The sequence below is a fragment of the Fictibacillus sp. 26RED30 genome, assembly GCF_015903845.1.
GTDB lineage: Bacteria > Bacillota > Bacilli > Bacillales > Fictibacillaceae > Fictibacillus > Fictibacillus phosphorivorans.
In genome coordinates this window covers 1,970,611-1,989,360 of sequence record NZ_JACZDV010000001.1, presented here as the reverse complement: position 1 = coordinate 1,989,360, position 18,750 = coordinate 1,970,611, and the positions used below count along the sequence as shown (strand labels likewise).

The following is an 18,750-nucleotide window of genomic DNA, read 5'->3' as shown; positions in this document are numbered from 1 at the left end:
GGTTTATTACCTCCATTGAATAATTAATTGAATAATTAGCAGAACAGTTACAGTCCTCATAAGGATTGTAACTTGTTTTGTTTTTAAATGAGGTGCAAGTTTTACCGCAACTTGAGCACCGCATATACTTCCAATCGTAAGCGGTATAGCTACACTCCACATATAATGTCCTGCCCATAAATAAGTGAATACAGCCCCTGTACAGCTTAAGAACGTATTGAATCGTGTAAATGAGACGGTGCGAATATAGGAAAAGCCGTTTCGCATAAAAAGCTGCATCTGCAAGGTACCTTGACCTGGACCGAATAAGCCGTCATATGCCCCGATGCCAAAAAGGTAAGGATACTTACTCGGAGGGAGCTGTTTGATCTCATCATTAGGATCTTTTTCTCTTTTTGTTTTTAGAAAAGTTAAGAAGAGTGCACACGTGAGTAAGAAAAGTGCGATGATGGTTAAATTCTCTCTAGAGATTAAGGAAGCAGTCAAGCCACCTGCAATTCCTCCTAGTAGACTGATAACACCAGAAATGAGGTAAGGGGTAAGCTTTGTATCATTTTTTCGTAAGAGAACAAAAAAGCTTGAAAAAGAACTGAACATATTGGCAAATTTATTCGCTGCAATCGCAGAGTGGACTGGAACACCTAACAATAACATGATAGGAAAATTGATCATGCCGCCACTTCCAGAAAGAGTGCCGATAAAAGTCGCTACAAACCCAACGAATATTAGGATATACATTGTTTTCACATCCCTTCATTTTCCCTTTACATATCTATCCTATGTTAAGGTATACTTAAAATAAATTACATAAAATAGATATTTTTCAATAAGTAAAACTTATCATAGTAAAAGAAGGAGAAATGATGCAGTTATCTGAATTTCGTATTTTAAAAGTTCTTGCTGAAGAATTAAACATGAGAAAAGCATCTGAGCGGCTATATGTATCTCAACCAGCTCTTAGTCAGCGACTTCAAACGATTGAAAATAATTGGGGAACCATCATTTTTATTCGTTCTCAAAAAGGATTGAATTTAACGCCCTCTGGAGAAAAGATTCTTGCTTTTGTAACGGAAGTTCTTCAAAAAGAAGAACTTGTAAAAGAAGAACTTCAATCTCTTTCAGAGCATGTTCACGGTACATTAAAGCTTGCGGTTGCCTCAATCATAGGTCAATATTGGTTGCCCCATGTGTTAAAGGAGTATGTAAATCTATACCCTCATGTAAATATATCACTTATTACGGGTTGGAGTTCTGAAATCATTAAACACCTTTATGAAGATAAGATCCATCTTGGCATTGTAAGAGGAAATCCAGAGTGGAGAGGCAGTAAAGAGCATATTTTGTCAGATCATTTATACTTAGTAGATACGACGATTGCATCCATTGACGAGCTTTCTGATACGACTAAACCATTTATTCAATTCAAGAGCCATTCAACATATTATCAAGAAATACAAGATTGGTGGCACACTCATTTTAAAACTACACCGCAAAAGACGATTGTTGTTGACCAGATTGAAACGTGTAAGCAGATGGCGCTAAATGGAATTGGTTATGCGATTCTCCCATCGATCAGTCTTCGACCAGAGGATGATATGTTTAAGATTCCATTAACAGATAAAAAGGGTAATGCCATTAAACGAGATACTTGGCTCATTCATCACGGTACGGGATCGGAGCTAAAACAAGTGAATGTGTTTATGGATTTGATTCGAAAACTAACCAATGAATAACGTTTGAATCTTTCTATATTTAGTGGTTTAATACAATACAGAATGACTTTTAAGGAGGAACTACCAAACATGAAAATGATGGATGCAAACGAAATTATCTCATTTATCCAAAACGCAACAAAATCTACACCCGTAAAAGTTTATGTAAAAGGAAATCTTGAAAATATCGAATTCGGACAAGATACGAAAGTGTTCCCTTCAGGCAACACGGCTGTATTATTCGGCGAGTGGAAAGATATTGAAGCTGCGTTAAAAGCAAATGAAAGCAACATTGAAGACTTCGTGATCGAAAATGATCGTCGTAATTCGGCGATTCCATTGTTAGATATGAAAAACATTAAAGCTCGTATTGAACCAGGTGCCATCATTCGTGACCAAGTCGAGATCGGTGACAATGCTGTAATCATGATGGGTGCTTCCATTAACATCGGAGCAGTAATCGGTGAAGGAACGATGATCGACATGAACGTAGTACTTGGTGGACGAGCTACTGTAGGAAAGAACTGCCACATCGGTGCAGGAACTGTGCTTGCAGGTGTAATCGAACCACCTTCAGCAAAACCAGTAGTTGTAGAAGACGATGTAGTCATTGGAGCGAACGTAGTTGTTCTTGAAGGCGTTACGGTAGGTAAGGGCGCAGTTGTAGCTGCAGGTGCCATTGTGATCGAAGACGTAGAACCATACACAGTGGTTGGTGGAACTCCAGCTCGCGTATTAAAAAAGATCGACGAAAAAACAAAATCAAAAACAGAAATCAGACAAGAGCTACGTCAGTTAAACGACTAATTTTTAGTGTAGGGGATGAGAGAAGATGAAATCATTGCTTGAGATAAGAAAAGACTTGCACCGTATACCGGAGCCAGGATTTTTAGAGTTTAAAACGCAGAGATATATCCTTGATCTCATCTCCACTTTTCCTCAGGACCATTTAGAAATTCATACGTGGGAAACAGGCATATTTGTAAAAGTAATCGGAAGAAATCCATCTAAAACGATAGCTTATCGAACAGATATGGATGGTCTACCTATCAGTGAAGAAACTGGCTATGAATTTTCCTCTCTTCACGAAGGAATGATGCATGCTTGCGGTCATGATGTTCATATGACGATTGCTTTAGGGCTAGTGGCACATTTTGCGGAGAACCCAATAGATGATCATCTGTTATTTATCTTTCAGCCTGCTGAAGAAGGACCAGGGGGAGCTCTCCCAATGCGAGAGAGTGAGCTGTTTAAGCAGCTAAAACCCGACATGATCACAGCGCTTCACATTGCTCCGGAATATCCGGTCGGCACGATCGCTGTAAAAGAAGGATTATTATTTGCTAATACATCCGAACTTTTCATCGATCTGATCGGAAAAGGCGGTCATGCTGCTTATCCCCACTTAAGCAATGATATGGTAGTTGCTGCAAGCCATCTTGTTACACAGATGCAATCGATCGTTTCACGTAATATTGATCCACTGGATTCTGCAGTTGTTACGATCGGCAAGATCACTGGTGGAACGAAGCAAAATATCATTGCAGAAAAAGCAAGACTCGAAGGCACTATTCGAACGTTATCTCCAGAAGCGATGGAAAAAGTGAAAAAGAGGATCGAAGCTTTAGTTGAAGGTATTTCGCGCGGGTTTGAATGTGAAACAGTGATTGATTATGGTTCGAATTATCGCCAAGTGGATAACGAACCGGTCTTAACCAGAGAATTCATGGAATTTGCAAAACAGCAAGAAACTGTGAATGTTATTGAATGTAAAGAAGCTATGACCGGGGAAGACTATGGATATTTTTTAGAAAAAATCCCTGGATTCATGTTCTGGCTAGGGGTTGATACCCAATATGGTCTTCATCATTCAAAGTTAAAACCGCAAGCAGAAGCCATTCAGCATGCGGTAGATCTATTAGTTCAATATTTTATCTTCAAAGGGAATAGAAATTAGAAAAGCGGCCAAGTTTGGCCGTTTTTTTTGCTCTTTTCTCTAGTTTCAGTCTCCTAATGATACTCAATCCACGAATGTTAACCTCCAATCCAGAAATTTTAACCGTCAATCCAAAAGTTTTAATACACAATCCAAAAGTTTTTATGATTTATCCGCGAGTCGACACGTGACGTCATATATCGACATGCGTGTCTCAACAGCAACACTTCATTTCTGCATTACATATTCCCATTATGAGTTGGAAACATTAAGAAAGGTAAGGAGGTGGGAATATGGCTAGAATTGGTGTAGAACAATCGTTATCAAATGTATCAGATGCTTTGCGATCAAAGGGATATGATGTTGTAGAACTTCGTCAAGAACAAGACGCGAACGGCTGTGATTGCTGTGTAATTTCCGGACAGGATCAGAACGTTATGGGCATTCAAAATGCAGCAACACAAGGTTCTGTATTAAATGCTCATGGCATGTCAGCTGATGAAGTATGTCAGGCTGTTGAAAGCAGATTACAATCATAACACTCCTGGGGACAGCCACGCTGCCCCTTTATTACTGTTTAACGCACGTTTTAACAGGGAATTAATTGACCAATCACAAAAATATATGTTGTATAGCAGCAGATGGGGAGGTCCATATGCCAATCTTTAATGTAATCATGATTATTTTACTTATCGTCTTAACCGCATTTTTTGTAGTTACTGAATTTGCCATTGTTAAAGTACGTAGGACGCGAATAGACCATTTAGCTTCCGAAGGTAATAGTAAAGCGATCGCTGCACAAAAAGTTATCGGAAATCTTGACGGCTATTTGTCAGCTTGTCAGTTAGGGATAACCATTACAGCACTAGGACTAGGTTGGTTGGGTGAGCCGACTGTTGAGATCTTTTTACGACCATTGTTTGAAAATGCAGGATTGAATGAAGGACTAACGCATACGCTCTCATTTTCAATCGCTTTCTTCTTAATTACCTTCTTGCACGTGGTACTAGGAGAATTAGCACCTAAAACAGTCGCGATTCAAAAAGCTGAAATGGTCTCGTTGGCTACAGCAAAACCAATAATCCTATTTTATAAGGTCATGTATCCTTTTATCTTCTTACTAAATGGTTCAGCGAATCTTTTAACACGAGTCTTCGGTATAAGTCCAGCTAGTGAACATGAGGTCGTACATACGGAAGAAGAGTTACGTCTTATCCTTTCAGAAAGTTTACAAGGTGGAGAGATCAATCAATCCGAATACCGTTATGTGAACAGAATTTTTGAATTTGATGACCGTGTAGCGAAAGAGATTATGATACCGCGAACTGAAATGGTCTGTTTATTCTTAGAGAATAGTTGTGAACAGAACATGGCGATCATGCGTGAAGAAAAGTTCACGAGATATCCTGTTGGGCATGATGATAAAGATCACATTGTAGGGATTGTAAACATTAAAGAATTCTTTAACGAAAATTTCAGCAAAGAAAATTTTGACTTAAATGATTATATACGTCCCATTATTACCGTCCATGAATCTATACCGATTCAAAAACTATTAGTCAAAATGCAAAAAGATCAGACACATATGGCTGTGCTCGTAGACGAGTACGGAGGAACTGCAGGAATTGTTACGGTTGAAGACATCTTAGAAGAAATCGTTGGGGAGATCAGAGATGAATTTGATATCGATGAAGAACCTGAAATTCAACAACTCGATCAAAATCAAACCGTAGTTGATGGTAAAGTGCTCATCTCACAGATCAATGAATTATTTGCACTCGATATTGATAACAGTGAAATCGATACAATCGGTGGGTGGGTTCTAACAAGGTCTGTTGATTTAGAATCAAACCATTCGTTTAATTACGAAAGTTATCGATTTACGATTTTAGAGCTAGATGGCAGACAGATTAAAAAAATCGGAATTGAAAAGATATCAGAAGAAAAGAATGTCGATACAAATAAAGACTCCTGAACGATGTTTCAGGAGTCTTTGCTTTTCCATTGTCCATTTTTTGTTTTTTCGTATTTGTGTTTTACTGCGCTCCATGCTACCTTGTGTGCGGTTTCTTCTTCTTTATACTCTTGGAGTGCAGAATTAAAAGCCTCTTTATAGATTTCCTGACCGTGGTGGGGGAGATGATCTCTTACTCCCTCAGGTAGATCTTTAAGCGAATCATACGGCATATTTATCCCTCCTATACGATAAAGCGTTCCCGTGGAATCCTCAATGTAAACTCTTTATTGAGAATGAAAAGCATCTAAAATGAGCGGATAATTTCACATTTATAGTTTAAGTTGCTATGATTAAGGAGAAATTAAGTCGTGGGAATACCTTTCCTTATTTAAATTAATTATTATTTAACATTGACTAAAAATAAGGACTGTACTATAATTACCCATGTAAATAAAACAGTTTTTTTTGGAGGGATTTTCACCTATGGCAGAACGTATGGTAGCAAAACAAGCACCTAGATTTGAAATGGATGCAGTATTACCAAACAAAGAATTTGGAAAAGTTAGCTTAGAAGAAAACATGAAGAATGACAAGTGGACTGTTCTTTTCTTCTATCCAATGGACTTCACTTTCGTTTGTCCTACAGAAATCACATCACTTAGCGACCGTTTTGACGAGTTCGAAGATTTAGATGCTGATGTAATTGGTGTTTCTACAGACACAATCCACACTCACAAAGCTTGGATTAACACACCACGTGACATGAACGGTCTTGGTGAGTTAAAATACTCTCTAGCAGCTGATACAAACCACACTGTAGCTCGTGATTATGGTGTTCTAATCGAAGAAGAAGGTATTGCTCTTCGCGGTTTATTCATCATCTCTCCAGAGGGTGAATTAATGTACTCTGTTGTTAACCATAACAACATTGGCCGTGATGTTGATGAAACATTACGTGTACTTCAAGCACTTCAAACAGGTGGACTTTGCCCAGCAAACTGGAAGCCTGGTCAAAAGACTCTTTAATCGTCAAATCGTGTATATTTCATAACCCAAGACGTTGTTCTTGGGTTATTTTTATAATTAATAATGAAAACGTGAACATATTCTGTATTTTTTACATAAGAGGTATTAGTTAGATATTGATTTGTAAATAATGTGGTAAAATAAGGCTATACCGCGAAAGATTGGAGTGAGGGACTTTGAAAAAGCAATATGCTGTAATCGGACTAGGTCGTTTTGGCGGTAGTATGTGTAAAGCGTTGGCCGATCAAGGAATGGAAGTTCTTGCGATTGATATTGATGAAGATCGTGTGAATGAGTTTTCAAACGTTGTGACGCACGCTGTAATTGCAGATTCTACAGATGAAGGGGTATTGAAAAGTCTTGGGATACGGAATTTTCAGCATGTAGTGGTCGCGATTGGTGACAATCTTCAGTCGTCCATTCTTACAACACTCATTTTAAAAGAGATGGGTGTAGAAAAGATTACGGTTAAAGCTCAAAATGATTACCATGAAAAGGTGTTAAGAAAGATCGGAGCAGATAAAATTATTCACCCTGAGCGAGACATGGGTGTTAGAATTGCTCATCAAATCGTATCAAACAACGTTCTTGATTATTTAGAGCTATCCGATGAACATAGCATCGTTGAATTAGTAGCAAGTAAGAAGATGAACAATAAATCTTTGATACAGTTAGACATTCGAGCAAAGTATGGCTGTAACGTTGTAGCTGTTAAGAGGGGAAAAGACATCTTCGTTTCTCCACAAGCTGATCAAAACATTCACCAAGGAGATGTATTGATTGTAATCGGTGGAGATAAGGACATCAACCGCTTAGAAAAACAAATGGCTAATGAAGAATAAAAAAACCGTTACCCTTGAATAGGGAACGGTTTTTATTATGAAACTAAATTTCCATGATGATAGGTAGGATCATTGGACGTCTTTTTGTTTTTTCATATAAGAAAGGAGCCAAAGTATCTGTGATTTCATTCTTGATCTCAGACCACTGTGTGGTTCTTTTTTCGTTCATGATCGTCTCTAAATGTTTGCTAAGAAGACTTTGAGCATCGTGAATCAAGTCTCCAGACTCACGCATATAAACAAAACCTCGTGAAATGATATCAGGTCCTGCCTCTATTCTAAACTCTTTCATGTCCATGCTTACGACAACAACTACAAGGCCTTCTTCTGAGAGAATTTTTCGGTCTCGAAGTACGATGTTCCCGATATCACCAATTCCACTTCCATCTACATAGACGGAACCTGAAGGGATCTTACCAGCAACCATAGCCTCATTTTGTGAAAGAGCTAAAACTTCGCCATTATCCATTACAAATGAATTCTGAGATGGAACATCACAATCAGAAGCAAGCTTCGTGTGCATCTTAAGCATTCTATATTCACCATGAATCGGCATAAAGAATTTAGGCTTCATAAGACGTAACATAAGCTTTTGTTCTTGTTGTCCGCCATGACCGGAAGTATGGATATCGTTTAATGACCCATGAATCACTTCTGCACCTGCACGGAACAACTGGTTGATCGTCTTACTGACACTAAGAGCATTTCCTGGGATAGGTGAGGATGAGAAGACAACCGTGTCTCCAGGAATGATTTGTATCTGTCTATGAGTTCCGTTAGCAATTCTTGAGAGAGCAGCCATTGGTTCACCTTGGCTTCCTGTACATAGAATCGTAACTTGATTATCAGGCAAACGATTAATCTGATTTGCATCAACAAACGTATTCTTAGGAGCTTTAATAAATCCAAGCTCTTGTCCAACGGTTATCGCAGAATCCATACTACGTCCAAACACAGCAATTTTTCTATTGTTTGCAACAGAAGCTTCAACGACTTGCTGCAATCTATGAATGTTCGAAGCGAAGGTAGCGAAGATCACTCGGCCTTCCATTTTTCTGAAGATGTCTTGTATGCTTTCTCCGACACGTCTCTCAGAAAGAGTGAACCCAGGAACTTCACTGTTTGTTGAATCAGAAAGTAAGCAGAGTACACCTTCTTTTCCGATCTCAGCCATTTTTGTTAAGTTAGCAGGTTCACCAACAGGCGTGAAATCAAACTTAAAGTCACCTGTATGAACGATGTTACCAGGTGGTGTTTTCACTACCAATCCATATGAATCTGGAATACTGTGAGTCGTTCTGAAGAAACTTACAGATGTTTTACGGAATTTAATCACATCGTCCTCAGTGATTTCATGTAATTGTGCACGACGAAGCAAACCGTGTTCTTCTAGTTTGTTCTTGATCAGAGCAAGCGCGAGTTTACCACCATAGATAGGGATGTTCACTTGTCTTAAAAGATAAGGAATACCGCCAATATGATCTTCGTGTCCATGTGTGATAAATAGCCCTTTGATCTTTTCTTCGTTCTTAACAAGATACGTGTAATCTGGTATTACGTAATCAATTCCTAGGAGTTCATCTTCTGGAAATTTAATTCCTGCATCAATAAGGATGATCTCATCTTGAAACTGAACGGCATACGTATTTTTACCGATTTCTCCTAGACCGCCAAGTGCGAAAACAGCGGCTTGATGATTTTTTACAAATTTCATAAATTATACATTCTCCAATTCCAATGAATTCGTGTCTTTTTCATACTCAAGAAATTTACCGTTAATTTCTTGTATGTATTCAATGTTGTATTTGCGGTCAGCTAGTTTTTTACGTACGTCGTTGATCGTTTCCGCTTCTACATATACTGATTGAGTGTGTTCACGAACAGGAACCTCTGTTAAGCTAGTTTGAAAAAATACTTTATAAATCATATTTCATGTCTCCTTACCGGTCTGTAGTTTTTGAGTTTCTTCGTCCTATTATAAAGGAAAGTGACATGTTTTTCATGTTTTTTCATAATGCTTCATTGGAAAACCACAAAAATATAAAAATAATAACTGTTAAGCTATAGGTATTATCCTTTATAATTACTTTAGTTAAGAGAGAAACTTAACCTAGTTAAGAATTAATTTCCCGTTATTATTTTGTTGTCTTACCCATTTCCTAAGTCTTTTTAATAAGCGTGTTCTCATCTTCATTTATTGCCCTCCATGCCAATTTTTATTACTAGTATGTGTATTTGAATCGATATTGCTAGAGGGAAATTGTTACAATTCTTTATTTGCGGTGTTTATATGAACGGGGGTGAACAAATGAAGCTATATTCAGCGCTTTTTGTTTTAAGTTTAATATGGGGAATGTCTTTCTTATTTATAAAAGTCCTGCTCGGTGTATTCGATCCTTGGCAAATTGTATTTATTCGCTGTTTGTTAGGAATAATGACGATCGTTCCGTTGTTCATGATAAGCAGGCAGACAGTGAACTGGAAAGCACTTCCCTTGAAGAAGTTACTTTTCGTAGGTTTCTTGAACGCTGGTCTTCCTTGGGGGCTTATTGCTTGGAGCGAAACCTTCCTAGATAGCGGGTACACCGCTATATTAAATGCTACTACACCGATTTGGACGTCAATAATGGGCGTATTCTTTTTTTCCATTACATTGCGATGGAAACAATGGATTGGTGTAATAATCGGTTTTGTTGGTATTCTATTGCTAATGGATGTTGATGCTCCTGGATTGACAAAGAGTCAGCTCGGTTTAGGGATTGTTTTAATGTTAATAGCTACGTGTTGTTATGGATACAGTTCACAGTACGCAAAAAAACATCTACAAGAAACGACGGTTTGGATCACGGCCTCTTCTACACTTTTTGCAGGTATGCTTTTAAGTGCCATGATGATGTTATTCACGGATGGATGGCATTTACCTGAAGACTCCTTAAATTACTATTCTTTATTATCTATCGTCGGTCTTGGAGTCTTTGGTTCAGGTATTGCATACTTGCTTTATTATTATATGATATCTGCAGGTTCGGCAGAGTTTGCTACTCTTGTTACCTATCTAGTCCCAGTTTCAGCGGTTATATGGGGAAGCGTATTATTAGATGAAAAAATTCATCTCAGTGCATTTTGGGGCTTGCTGCTTATTTTTACCGGAGTCTATTTAACAGGCAAGAGGGGAAAGAAAAAGAAACCTTTACAACTTCAACATGACAGAACAGCCTAAAAGCATTCAATTGAAAATTGAGTGTTTTTTTTATTTCGTGTAGAATGTAAGCGTATACAACGTGAGGAGGAATCTGGTTGATTACATTCTTAGTTTCAATCGTGTTATTGGTCGTTGGTTATTTTACGTATGGAAAGTACGTTGAAAAAGTGTTTGGAGTAAAACAGAAAAGAAAGACTCCTGCATATGCGCAAGAAGATGGTATTGATTATGTCCCGATGGGTACAAAAACGAATTCTCTGATCCAGTTATTGAACATTGCCGGAGTGGGTCCTATTTTTGGTCCCATTATGGGGGCGCTATACGGTCCGGTTGCATTTCTCTGGATTGTACTTGGTGCCATATTTGCTGGAGCTGTTCACGATTATTTGACTGGCATGATATCCATTCGTAATAGAGGGGCACATTTACCACAACTAGCTGGTAAATTTTTAGGGAATGCGATGAGACATGTTGTAAATGGCTTTACTCTTTTACTCTTGTTGTTAGTAGGGACTGTTTTTGTTAGTGCTCCAGCAGCATTGATTCATGATCTTACTGGAGACTGGTTAAGCATAAGTCTCATCATTGGTTTGATCTTTGTTTATTATATTCTAGCTACACTCTTACCGATCGATAAGATAATAGGTCGTGTCTATCCAATCTTTGGTGCATTGCTTGTTATAAGTGCTATTGGTATAGGTGGGGGTCTAGTAGTTACAGGGGCACCGATCCCTGAACTCTCATTTGAAAATATGCATCCAGATAATGTTCCTATATTTCCACTCTTATTCTTGACGATTTCTTGCGGAGCACTTTCAGGATTTCATGCTACCCAATCTCCTATCATTTCTCGCACGACTAAAAATGAAAAAGAAGGTAGAAAAATCTTTTATGGCATGATGATTGCAGAAGCTGTAATCGCGATGATCTGGGCAGCGGCTGCAATGAGTTTATTTGATGGAAAATCGTTATCTGGAATTATTGCAGAAGGTGGACCAGCTGCAGTTGTCAGTGAAGTGTCAGTAACGATGCTAGGAGCAATCGGAGGGACGCTTGCGGTAATCGGTGTCATCATTTTACCGATTACTTCGGGAGATACCTCTTTCCGAAGTGCTAGAATGATACTAGCTGATTACTTTAACATTGGTCAAAAGAAATTATCTTCGAGGCTTTGGATTGCTATACCAATGTTTGTTATTTCTTTTCTTTTAACTAAGATTGATTTTACATTATTATGGCGTTATTTTTCTTGGGCGAACCAATCAACGGCAATGCTAGCTCTTTGGGTAGGAGCTATGTATTTGAAAAGATCGAAAAAAAATCATTGGATCGCTACGCTTCCTGCAATTTTTATGACGATGGTGACTGTTACTTACATTTGTAATGCTCCAATAGGTCTTGGGCTGTCGAATGGGATATCCTACACGATTGCTACAATAACGACTGTATTTGTATCAATCTTATTCATTCGAAGTAAAACAAGCGATGAAGATGTAATGCTCGTTGATGATGATCGTGATGTAGCTTAATGAAAGTTGTAACTAATTCCGGTAGCAAGTTATGCGTAAAAACAAAAAACTCACTATGTCGCTCTTTCGACTTAGTGAGTTTTTTTAGTTAATCGTTATCTGATAACAACAGAATTTGCAGGAGGTTCAAATGGTTGTTTTTCATTGATTCGATCATAGAACATGATACCGTCTAAATGGTCAAGTTCATGTTGAAAGCAAATGCCAGGAAGCCCTTTTAACTTCAAGCTAACTTCTGAGCCGTCAGGTGTGAACCCTTTTACAGTAACCTTGGCATATCGAGGTACAAGTCCAGGCACATCTCTGTCTACAGACAAGCATCCTTCTCCTCCATCTAAATAAGTCATTTGAACCGAATGACTAATAATTTTCGGATTCAACAGTGCATAACTGTATAGATTTCCGTTTTCATCTGATACATGAAAAGCAAAAATTCGTTTTGAGATTCCGATTTGAGGTGCAGCAATCCCTATACCGGGTCTTAAGTTGTATTTTGCCGCAAGTTCTGGATCTTGGCTGTTCTTTACAAATTCCAGGAGCTGATTAGCTGTTTTAATATCTTCATCTGAAAAAGGAAAAGGTACTTCGACCGCTTTTTCTCTAAGTGTTGGGTGACCTTCTCTTATAACATCTTTCATTGTTAACACAAGCAAAACCTCCGTGCCGATATACTTTTAAGTTAATTTAGTTTCCCCTTATCATAACATAGAGGATTTTTAATAAAAAAGAACGGGAATAAAATATTTTGCTTCATCTTCTATTTTGCCCTTCGTCTGTAAGCGTATCTATATAAGTATACAATGACTGATACAGCAGAAGAATTATAATGAAACAGTTACTGGGATGAGAGTTGTAAACGTCATATGAACGAAGTCAAAAAGATGTGGCAACTATATGTAACCTATAGATTGACTGTGTATGAGCAGTGGTGTAAACTAATTTACGTGAAAAGGATTGTTGTGTTACTCTAGATATGTAAATTAGTAATACAGTTAGGATGCCGCAAGATGGTTTAGCTCTTTGATACAAGGGAAAACTTCAGTGGGTATACAAAGGCATACCTAAAAGCCTTTTAAAAATATAAACCTGTCTTAAAAATGTTTCACTTTGGGCAACCTATTAAATATGTGCATGTTTTTAAGATCAGGGAAAATTGACAGGGTAAAAGAAAGGAAGAGGTGACTTTTCATGACGAAAACAATTGATGCAGTTCAAGATCAATTTGAAACGTTCCAGATTCTTTCTGAAGATGGAGAAGTTGTTAACGAATCGGCAATGCCGAATTTGTCTGATGAAGATCTGCAAGAACTAATGCGCCGCATGGTTTACACACGAATTTGGGATCAGCGTGCTATCTCTCTAAACAGACAAGGGCGTCTTGGATTCTATGCTCCAGTAGCAGGACAAGAAGCTTCCATGCTTGGAACTCACTATGCTTTAGATAAAGAAGACTGGATTCTTCCAGGATACCGTGATATCCCTCAAATGGTTTTCCACGGCTTCCCATTAACACAAGCATTCTTATGGTCTCGCGGACACTTCCAAGGTGGACAGATTCCTGAAGGTGTAAACGTGTTGATGCCTCAAATCATCATCGGTGCTCAAATCATTCAAGCGGCTGGTGTTGGTTTTGGACTTAAGAAACAAGGTAAAAAGAACGTATGTATCACTTACACTGGTGACGGTGGAGCATCACAAGGTGACTTCTACGAAGGTTTAAACTTTGCAGGAGCATACCGTGCTAACACGATCTTCGTTGTTCAAAACAACCGTTTTGCAATCTCTGTTCCAGTTGAAAAGCAATCTGCAGCAAAAACGATCGCTCAAAAAGCAGTTGCAGCTGGTATTGAAGGAATTCAAGTTGATGGAATGGATGTTCTTGCAGTTTATGCAGCGACTCAACAAGCTCGTGAACGTGCCATTTCTGGTGAAGGTCCTACATTAATTGAAACTCTTACTTATCGTTACGGACCACATACGATGGCAGGAGATGATCCTACTCGTTACCGTACAAAAGATCTTGATAACGAATGGGAAAAGAAAGATCCACTTGTTCGTTTCCGTAAGTTCTTGGAAAAGAAGAACCTTTGGTCTGAAGAGCAAGAAAACAAAGTTGTAGAAGAAGCAAAAGAAGATATTAAAGCTGCGATCAAGAAAGCAGACGGAGCGCCTAAGCAAAAGGTCACTGACCTTATCGGCTTCATGTTTGAAGACCTTCCGTTCAACCTTCGTGAGCAGTTAGAAGAATACACAGCAAAGGAGTCGAAATAATATGGCTCAAATGACTATGATTCAAGCAATTACAGACGCTATGCGCAATGAATTAAAAAGCAATGAACAAGTTCTTGTTTTCGGTGAAGACGTAGGCCAAAACGGTGGAGTATTCCGTGCTACTGAAGGACTTCAAAAAGAATTTGGAGAAGATCGCGTTTTTGATACTCCGCTAGCTGAGTCTGGAATTGGGGGACTTGCAATAGGTCTAGGGCTTACAGGTTTCCGTCCAGTAATGGAGATTCAGTTCTTCGGTTTCGTATTTGAAGTATTTGATTCAGTTGCTGCACAAATGGGTCGTATGAGATACCGTTCAGGCGGGGTTTACACTTCTCCAGTAACGATCCGTTCACCATTTGGTGGAGGCGTTAAAACACCTGAGCTTCATGCAGACAGCCTTGAAGGTTTAATGTACCAAACTCCTGGTATCAAAGTTGTTATACCTTCAACTCCTTATGACGCAAAAGGTCTATTAATCTCTGCAATTCGTGATAATGACCCAGTAGTTTATCTAGAGCATATGAAACTATACCGTTCTTTCCGTGGCGAAGTGCCTGAGGAAGAATACACGATCGAACTTGGAAAAGCAGATGTGAAACGTGAAGGTAAGGATGTTTCTATCATTACTTACGGTGCTATGGTTCACGCATCACTAAAAGCTGCTGAAGAATTAGAAAAAGAAGGCATCTCTGCTGAAGTGATCGACCTTCGTACAATCAGCCCGCTTGATATCGAAACGATCATGGCGTCTGTTGAAAAAACAGGTCGAGCGATTGTTGTACAAGAAGCACAAAAACAAGCTGGTATTGGAGCGTTCGTTGTAGCTGAAATTAACGACCGTGCAATCCTTCACTTAGAAGCACCTGTACTGCGTGTTACTGCACCAGACACAGTGTTCCCATATGCTTCTGCAGAAGATGTTTGGATTCCAGATCATCGTGATATTGTAGACAAAGCAAAGAAAGTCTACAATTTCTAAAAAAAAATGAAGGTTAGCTGAAAGAGACGTCTGTACTAGACTGTTTCTTTCAGCTCTTTCACATCAGTGACGAAAAAAGATTGTTATTAACTAGGAGGCGTTAATCGTGGCATTTGAATTTAAGCTTCCCGATATTGGAGAAGGAATTCACGAAGGAGAGATCGTAAAGTGGTTTGTAAAAGCAGGGGATGAAGTTAAAGAAGACGATATCCTGCTTGAAGTACAAAACGATAAAGCTGTAGTTGAAATTCCATCACCTGTAGACGGTAAAATTCTTGAACTAAAAGTAGACGAAGGAACAGTATCTGTTGTTGGTGATGTTCTAGTAACAATTGAAGCAGAAGGTGAAATTCCTGCTGATGCTCATGGTGGTGGCGAGGAAGCTCCAGAACAACCTAAAGCTGAAGAAGAAAAGAACGTAACTGCTGATCAAGCTAAAGAAGCTGACAAATCAGAAGCTAAAACAGATAAAACTGAAGATACAGCTAAAGAAGAACCAGCAGACGAATCTAAGCGTGTAATCGCAATGCCTTCTGTTCGTAAATATGCGCGTGAAAAAGAAGTTGATATTCGTAAAGTACAAGGTTCTGGAGATAACGGACGTGTACTTAAAGAAGACATCGACAAATTCGTAAGCGGCGGCGGAGCAGCTGAAGCAGCACCACAAGCTACTGAAACCGAAGCAGCTCCAAAAGCTGAAGCGAAGAAAGAAGCGCCTAAAGCAATTCCTGCTGGAGAAATGGAAACTCGTGAAAAGATCAAAGGTATTAGAAAAGCGATCTCAAAAGCGATGGTTAACTCCAAACATACAGCTCCGCATGTTACACTAATGGATGAAGTGGACGTTACTGATCTTGTTGCACACCGTAAGAAATTTAAGCAAGTTGCTGCAGATAAAGGCATCAAGCTTACTTATCTTCCATACGTGGTAAAAGCATTAACTTCTGCATTGCGTGAATACCCTGTGCTTAATGCATCTATCGACGATGCGAACGAAGAAATCGTATACAAGCACTATTACAACATCGGTATTGCGGCAGATACAGATAACGGACTAATGGTACCAGTTGTTAAAGATGCTGATCGTAAATCCATCTTCAAAATCTCTTCTGAAATCAATGAACTAGCTACTAAAGCACGTGATGGTAAGCTTTCTGGTGAAGAGATGAAGGGCGGATCTTGTACGATTACAAATATCGGTTCTGCAGGCGGTCAATGGTTCACTCCAGTAATCAACCACCCAGAAGTAGCGATCTTAGGTATCGGCCGTATTGCTGAAAAAGCAGTTGTTAAAGACGGAGAAGTAGTAGTAGCTCCTGTTTTAGCTTTATCTCTTAGCTTTGACCACCGTCTGATCGATGGTGCAACAGCTCAAAATGCATTGAATCACATTAAGCGTTTATTGAACGATCCACAACTATTAGTAATGGAGGCGTAATTCGATGGTAGTAGGAGATTTTCCAATTGAGTTAGACACACTTGTCATAGGTTCAGGTCCTGGGGGATATGTTGCAGCAATCCGTGCAGCACAGTTAGGACAAAAAGTGGCTATTGCGGAAAAGGCAGAAATGGGCGGCGTTTGTTTGAACGTTGGTTGTATTCCATCAAAAGCTTTAATTAATGCAGGTCACCGTGTAGAACATGCTAATCACTCTGAAGATATGGGGATTACTGTTGATAACGTAACAGTAGATTTCAGCAAAGTTCAAGACTGGAAAGCAGGCATCGTTAAGAAGCTTACTGGCGGGGTTGAAGGACTTTTAAAAGGAAATAAAGTTGAAATCATTCGTGGTGAAGCTTATTTCGTAAATGAAAACACTGTACGTATTATGGATGAGAAGAACTCTCAAACCTATACGTTTAAAAATGCGATCATCGCTACGGGTTCACGTCCTATTGAAATCCCAGGTTTCAAATGGAGTGACCGTATTATCTCTTCTACAGGAGCTCTTGCTCTTAAAGAAATTCCTAAGAAGATGGTAGTTATCGGTGGTGGTTATATCGGTATGGAGCTTGGAACAGCTTATGCCAACTTCGGTACTGAAGTAACAATCCTTGAAGGTGGAAAACAAATCCTTCCAGGTTTCGAAAAGCAAATGAGTCAAGTCGTTTCTAAACGCTTAAAGAAAAAAGGCAATGTGGAAGTATTTACTGAAGCAATGGCAAAAGGCGTTGAAGAAACAAAAGACGGAGTTACTGTAACTGCTGAGATCAAAGGTGAATCTAAGACATTTGAAGCTGACTATGTTCTTGTTACTGTTGGACGTCGTCCAAACACTGAAGAACTAGGTCTTGAGCAAGTTGGTGTTGAAATGACTAAACGCGGTCTTATCAAAATCAATAAGAAAGCTCAAACAAGTGTTAACGGCATCTATGCAATCGGTGATGTCGTAGAAGGTCCAGCTCTTGCTCATAAGGCTTCTTATGAAGGTAAAGTAGCAGCAGAAGTGATTTCAGGACATGCGGCAGAAATTGATTACTTAGCGATTCCGGCTGTAGTATTCACAGACCCAGAACTAGCTTCTGTTGGTTATGATGAAAAATCAGCAAAAGAAGCAGGATACGAAGTGAAAGCTTCTAAATTCCCGTTTGCAGCAAATGGTCGTGCTCTATCTATGAACGAGACAGATGGTTTCATGAAACTAATCACTCGTAAAGAAGATGGACTTGTACTAGGAGCTCAAATTGCTGGTGGAAATGCATCTGATATGATCGCAGAATTAGGATTAGCAATCGAAGCAGGTATGACTGCTGAAGACATCGCTATGACTATTCACGCTCATCCGACTTTCGGAGAAATTTCTATGGAAGCAGCTGAAGTTGCGATTGGACTTCCTGTACACATTGTAAAATAAATAAGTGAAAACCCCTTGTGACTGTTTTTACAGCTCACAAGGGGTTTTTTTCTGTTCAATCATATATAAGTAAACGCATCATAATCTTTATTTAGAAGCACTTGTCTAAACAGATGAATGTAGACAGTGGTTTTTTCTAATTTGATTAAGCCCTATCAAAATAATTCATATCGTTAAAATGGAGGAAGCGATGAGAGTTTTATTATGCACTTTCATTCAGATTGTAATGTGGTGCGGTTATTCAATCGTACTGTTTCTCTCACATCATGACCATAATTTTTTTGAAACAATATTAATGTTGATGTTTGGGTATTTTAATTTTCTGGTAGCACAGCGTTTAAACATAAACAAATCAGTAGCTTTAAACATGACGATATCTTTAACTCTTATTTATGTTACCGGTAAAATGATGATTGGATAGCTCATAGATGCTTCCTAAGC

Annotated in this window: 18 protein-coding genes; 13 read left to right on the top strand and 5 right to left on the bottom strand. The window is 38.8% G+C overall.

What is annotated here, in order from left to right:
• Nucleotides 1-6 precede the first annotated feature (6 nt).
• Nucleotides 7-738, bottom strand: coding sequence for a sulfite exporter TauE/SafE family protein (locus IHV11_RS10135; protein ID WP_197194518.1), 732 nt, complete (start codon nucleotides 736-738; stop codon nucleotides 7-9).
• Nucleotides 739-863: 125 nt separating this feature from the next.
• Here IHV11_RS10135 and IHV11_RS10130 point away from each other — a divergent pair, with 125 nt between their 5' ends.
• From IHV11_RS10130 to IHV11_RS10110, 5 genes are all read left to right on the top strand, one after another.
• Entirely contained in the window at nucleotides 864-1,733 is an 870-nt protein-coding gene (locus IHV11_RS10130; protein WP_197194976.1) for a LysR family transcriptional regulator, read from the top strand.
• A gap of 69 nt (nucleotides 1,734-1,802) precedes the next feature.
• Nucleotides 1,803-2,519 (top strand): 2,3,4,5-tetrahydropyridine-2,6-dicarboxylate N-acetyltransferase, encoded by a 717-nt coding sequence (gene dapD, locus IHV11_RS10125; RefSeq protein ID WP_197127592.1) that lies wholly within the window; start codon nucleotides 1,803-1,805, stop codon nucleotides 2,517-2,519.
• Between the two features lie 25 nt (nucleotides 2,520-2,544).
• Nucleotides 2,545-3,669 (top strand): N-acetyldiaminopimelate deacetylase, encoded by a 1,125-nt coding sequence (locus IHV11_RS10120; RefSeq protein ID WP_197194517.1) that lies wholly within the window; start codon nucleotides 2,545-2,547, stop codon nucleotides 3,667-3,669.
• A 272-nt stretch (nucleotides 3,670-3,941) separates the two neighbouring features.
• A complete protein-coding gene (locus IHV11_RS10115; RefSeq protein WP_137789798.1) occupies nucleotides 3,942-4,187 on the top strand; it encodes a YkuS family protein in 246 nt (81 codons plus the stop codon).
• Between the two features lie 116 nt (nucleotides 4,188-4,303).
• The gene (locus IHV11_RS10110; protein WP_197194516.1) at nucleotides 4,304-5,623 is read left to right on the top strand and encodes a hemolysin family protein; all 1,320 of its coding nucleotides are present in this window, start codon (nucleotides 4,304-4,306) and stop codon (nucleotides 5,621-5,623) included.
• Between the two features lie 8 nt (nucleotides 5,624-5,631).
• Here IHV11_RS10110 and IHV11_RS10105 read toward each other — a convergent pair whose 3' ends face one another.
• Complete coding sequence (locus IHV11_RS10105) at nucleotides 5,632-5,835, bottom strand: ChaB family protein (protein ID WP_197191225.1); 204 nt, start codon at nucleotides 5,833-5,835, stop codon at nucleotides 5,632-5,634.
• Nucleotides 5,836-6,088: 253 nt separating this feature from the next.
• On the opposite strand from IHV11_RS10105, the gene IHV11_RS10100 reads away from it, so the two are divergent.
• Both IHV11_RS10100 and IHV11_RS10095 read left to right on the top strand, forming a co-directional pair.
• Complete coding sequence (locus IHV11_RS10100) at nucleotides 6,089-6,631, top strand: peroxiredoxin (RefSeq protein WP_066393264.1); 543 nt, start codon at nucleotides 6,089-6,091, stop codon at nucleotides 6,629-6,631.
• 176 nt (nucleotides 6,632-6,807) lie between these two features.
• Nucleotides 6,808-7,473, top strand: coding sequence for a potassium channel family protein (locus IHV11_RS10095; RefSeq protein WP_197127597.1), 666 nt, complete (start codon nucleotides 6,808-6,810; stop codon nucleotides 7,471-7,473).
• A gap of 43 nt (nucleotides 7,474-7,516) precedes the next feature.
• On the opposite strand, the gene rnjA is transcribed toward IHV11_RS10095, so the two are convergent.
• Complete coding sequence (rnjA, locus tag IHV11_RS10090) at nucleotides 7,517-9,187, bottom strand: ribonuclease J1 (protein ID WP_197191224.1); 1,671 nt, start codon at nucleotides 9,185-9,187, stop codon at nucleotides 7,517-7,519.
• 3 nt (nucleotides 9,188-9,190) lie between these two features.
• Entirely contained in the window at nucleotides 9,191-9,400 is a 210-nt protein-coding gene (locus IHV11_RS10085) for a DNA-dependent RNA polymerase subunit epsilon (RefSeq protein ID WP_197194515.1), read from the bottom strand.
• 381 nt (nucleotides 9,401-9,781) lie between these two features.
• Here IHV11_RS10085 and IHV11_RS10080 point away from each other — a divergent pair, with 381 nt between their 5' ends.
• Together IHV11_RS10080 and IHV11_RS10075 are read left to right on the top strand one after the other, a co-directional pair.
• A complete protein-coding gene (locus IHV11_RS10080; RefSeq protein ID WP_197194514.1) occupies nucleotides 9,782-10,693 on the top strand; it encodes a DMT family transporter in 912 nt (303 codons plus the stop codon).
• Between the two features lie 77 nt (nucleotides 10,694-10,770).
• Nucleotides 10,771-12,204: a carbon starvation CstA family protein gene (locus IHV11_RS10075; protein ID WP_197191222.1), complete on the top strand. Its 1,434-nt coding sequence runs from the start codon at nucleotides 10,771-10,773 to the stop codon at nucleotides 12,202-12,204.
• Between the two features lie 95 nt (nucleotides 12,205-12,299).
• Here IHV11_RS10075 and def read toward each other — a convergent pair whose 3' ends face one another.
• On the bottom strand, nucleotides 12,300-12,851 hold the full coding sequence (gene def / locus IHV11_RS10070) for a peptide deformylase (RefSeq protein WP_197191221.1): 552 nt from the start codon (nucleotides 12,849-12,851) through the stop codon (nucleotides 12,300-12,302).
• Between the two features lie 541 nt (nucleotides 12,852-13,392).
• Between def and pdhA the strand changes: the two genes are divergently transcribed.
• The 4 genes from pdhA to lpdA all read left to right on the top strand — a co-directional run bounded on the left by pdhA (nucleotide 13,393) and on the right by lpdA (nucleotide 18,309).
• Nucleotides 13,393-14,475 carry a pyruvate dehydrogenase (acetyl-transferring) E1 component subunit alpha gene (pdhA, locus tag IHV11_RS10065; protein ID WP_197127603.1) on the top strand — a complete coding sequence of 361 codons (1,083 nt, stop codon included), beginning with the start codon at nucleotides 13,393-13,395 and terminating at the stop codon, nucleotides 14,473-14,475.
• 1 nt (nucleotide 14,476) lies between these two features.
• Nucleotides 14,477-15,454 (top strand): alpha-ketoacid dehydrogenase subunit beta, encoded by a 978-nt coding sequence (locus IHV11_RS10060; protein WP_144701024.1) that lies wholly within the window; start codon nucleotides 14,477-14,479, stop codon nucleotides 15,452-15,454.
• Between the two features lie 106 nt (nucleotides 15,455-15,560).
• The gene (locus IHV11_RS10055; RefSeq protein ID WP_197191220.1) at nucleotides 15,561-16,892 is read left to right on the top strand and encodes a dihydrolipoamide acetyltransferase family protein; all 1,332 of its coding nucleotides are present in this window, start codon (nucleotides 15,561-15,563) and stop codon (nucleotides 16,890-16,892) included.
• 4 nt (nucleotides 16,893-16,896) lie between these two features.
• On the top strand, nucleotides 16,897-18,309 hold the full coding sequence (lpdA, locus tag IHV11_RS10050) for a dihydrolipoyl dehydrogenase (RefSeq protein WP_197194513.1): 1,413 nt from the start codon (nucleotides 16,897-16,899) through the stop codon (nucleotides 18,307-18,309).
• Nucleotides 18,310-18,750 lie beyond the last annotated feature (441 nt).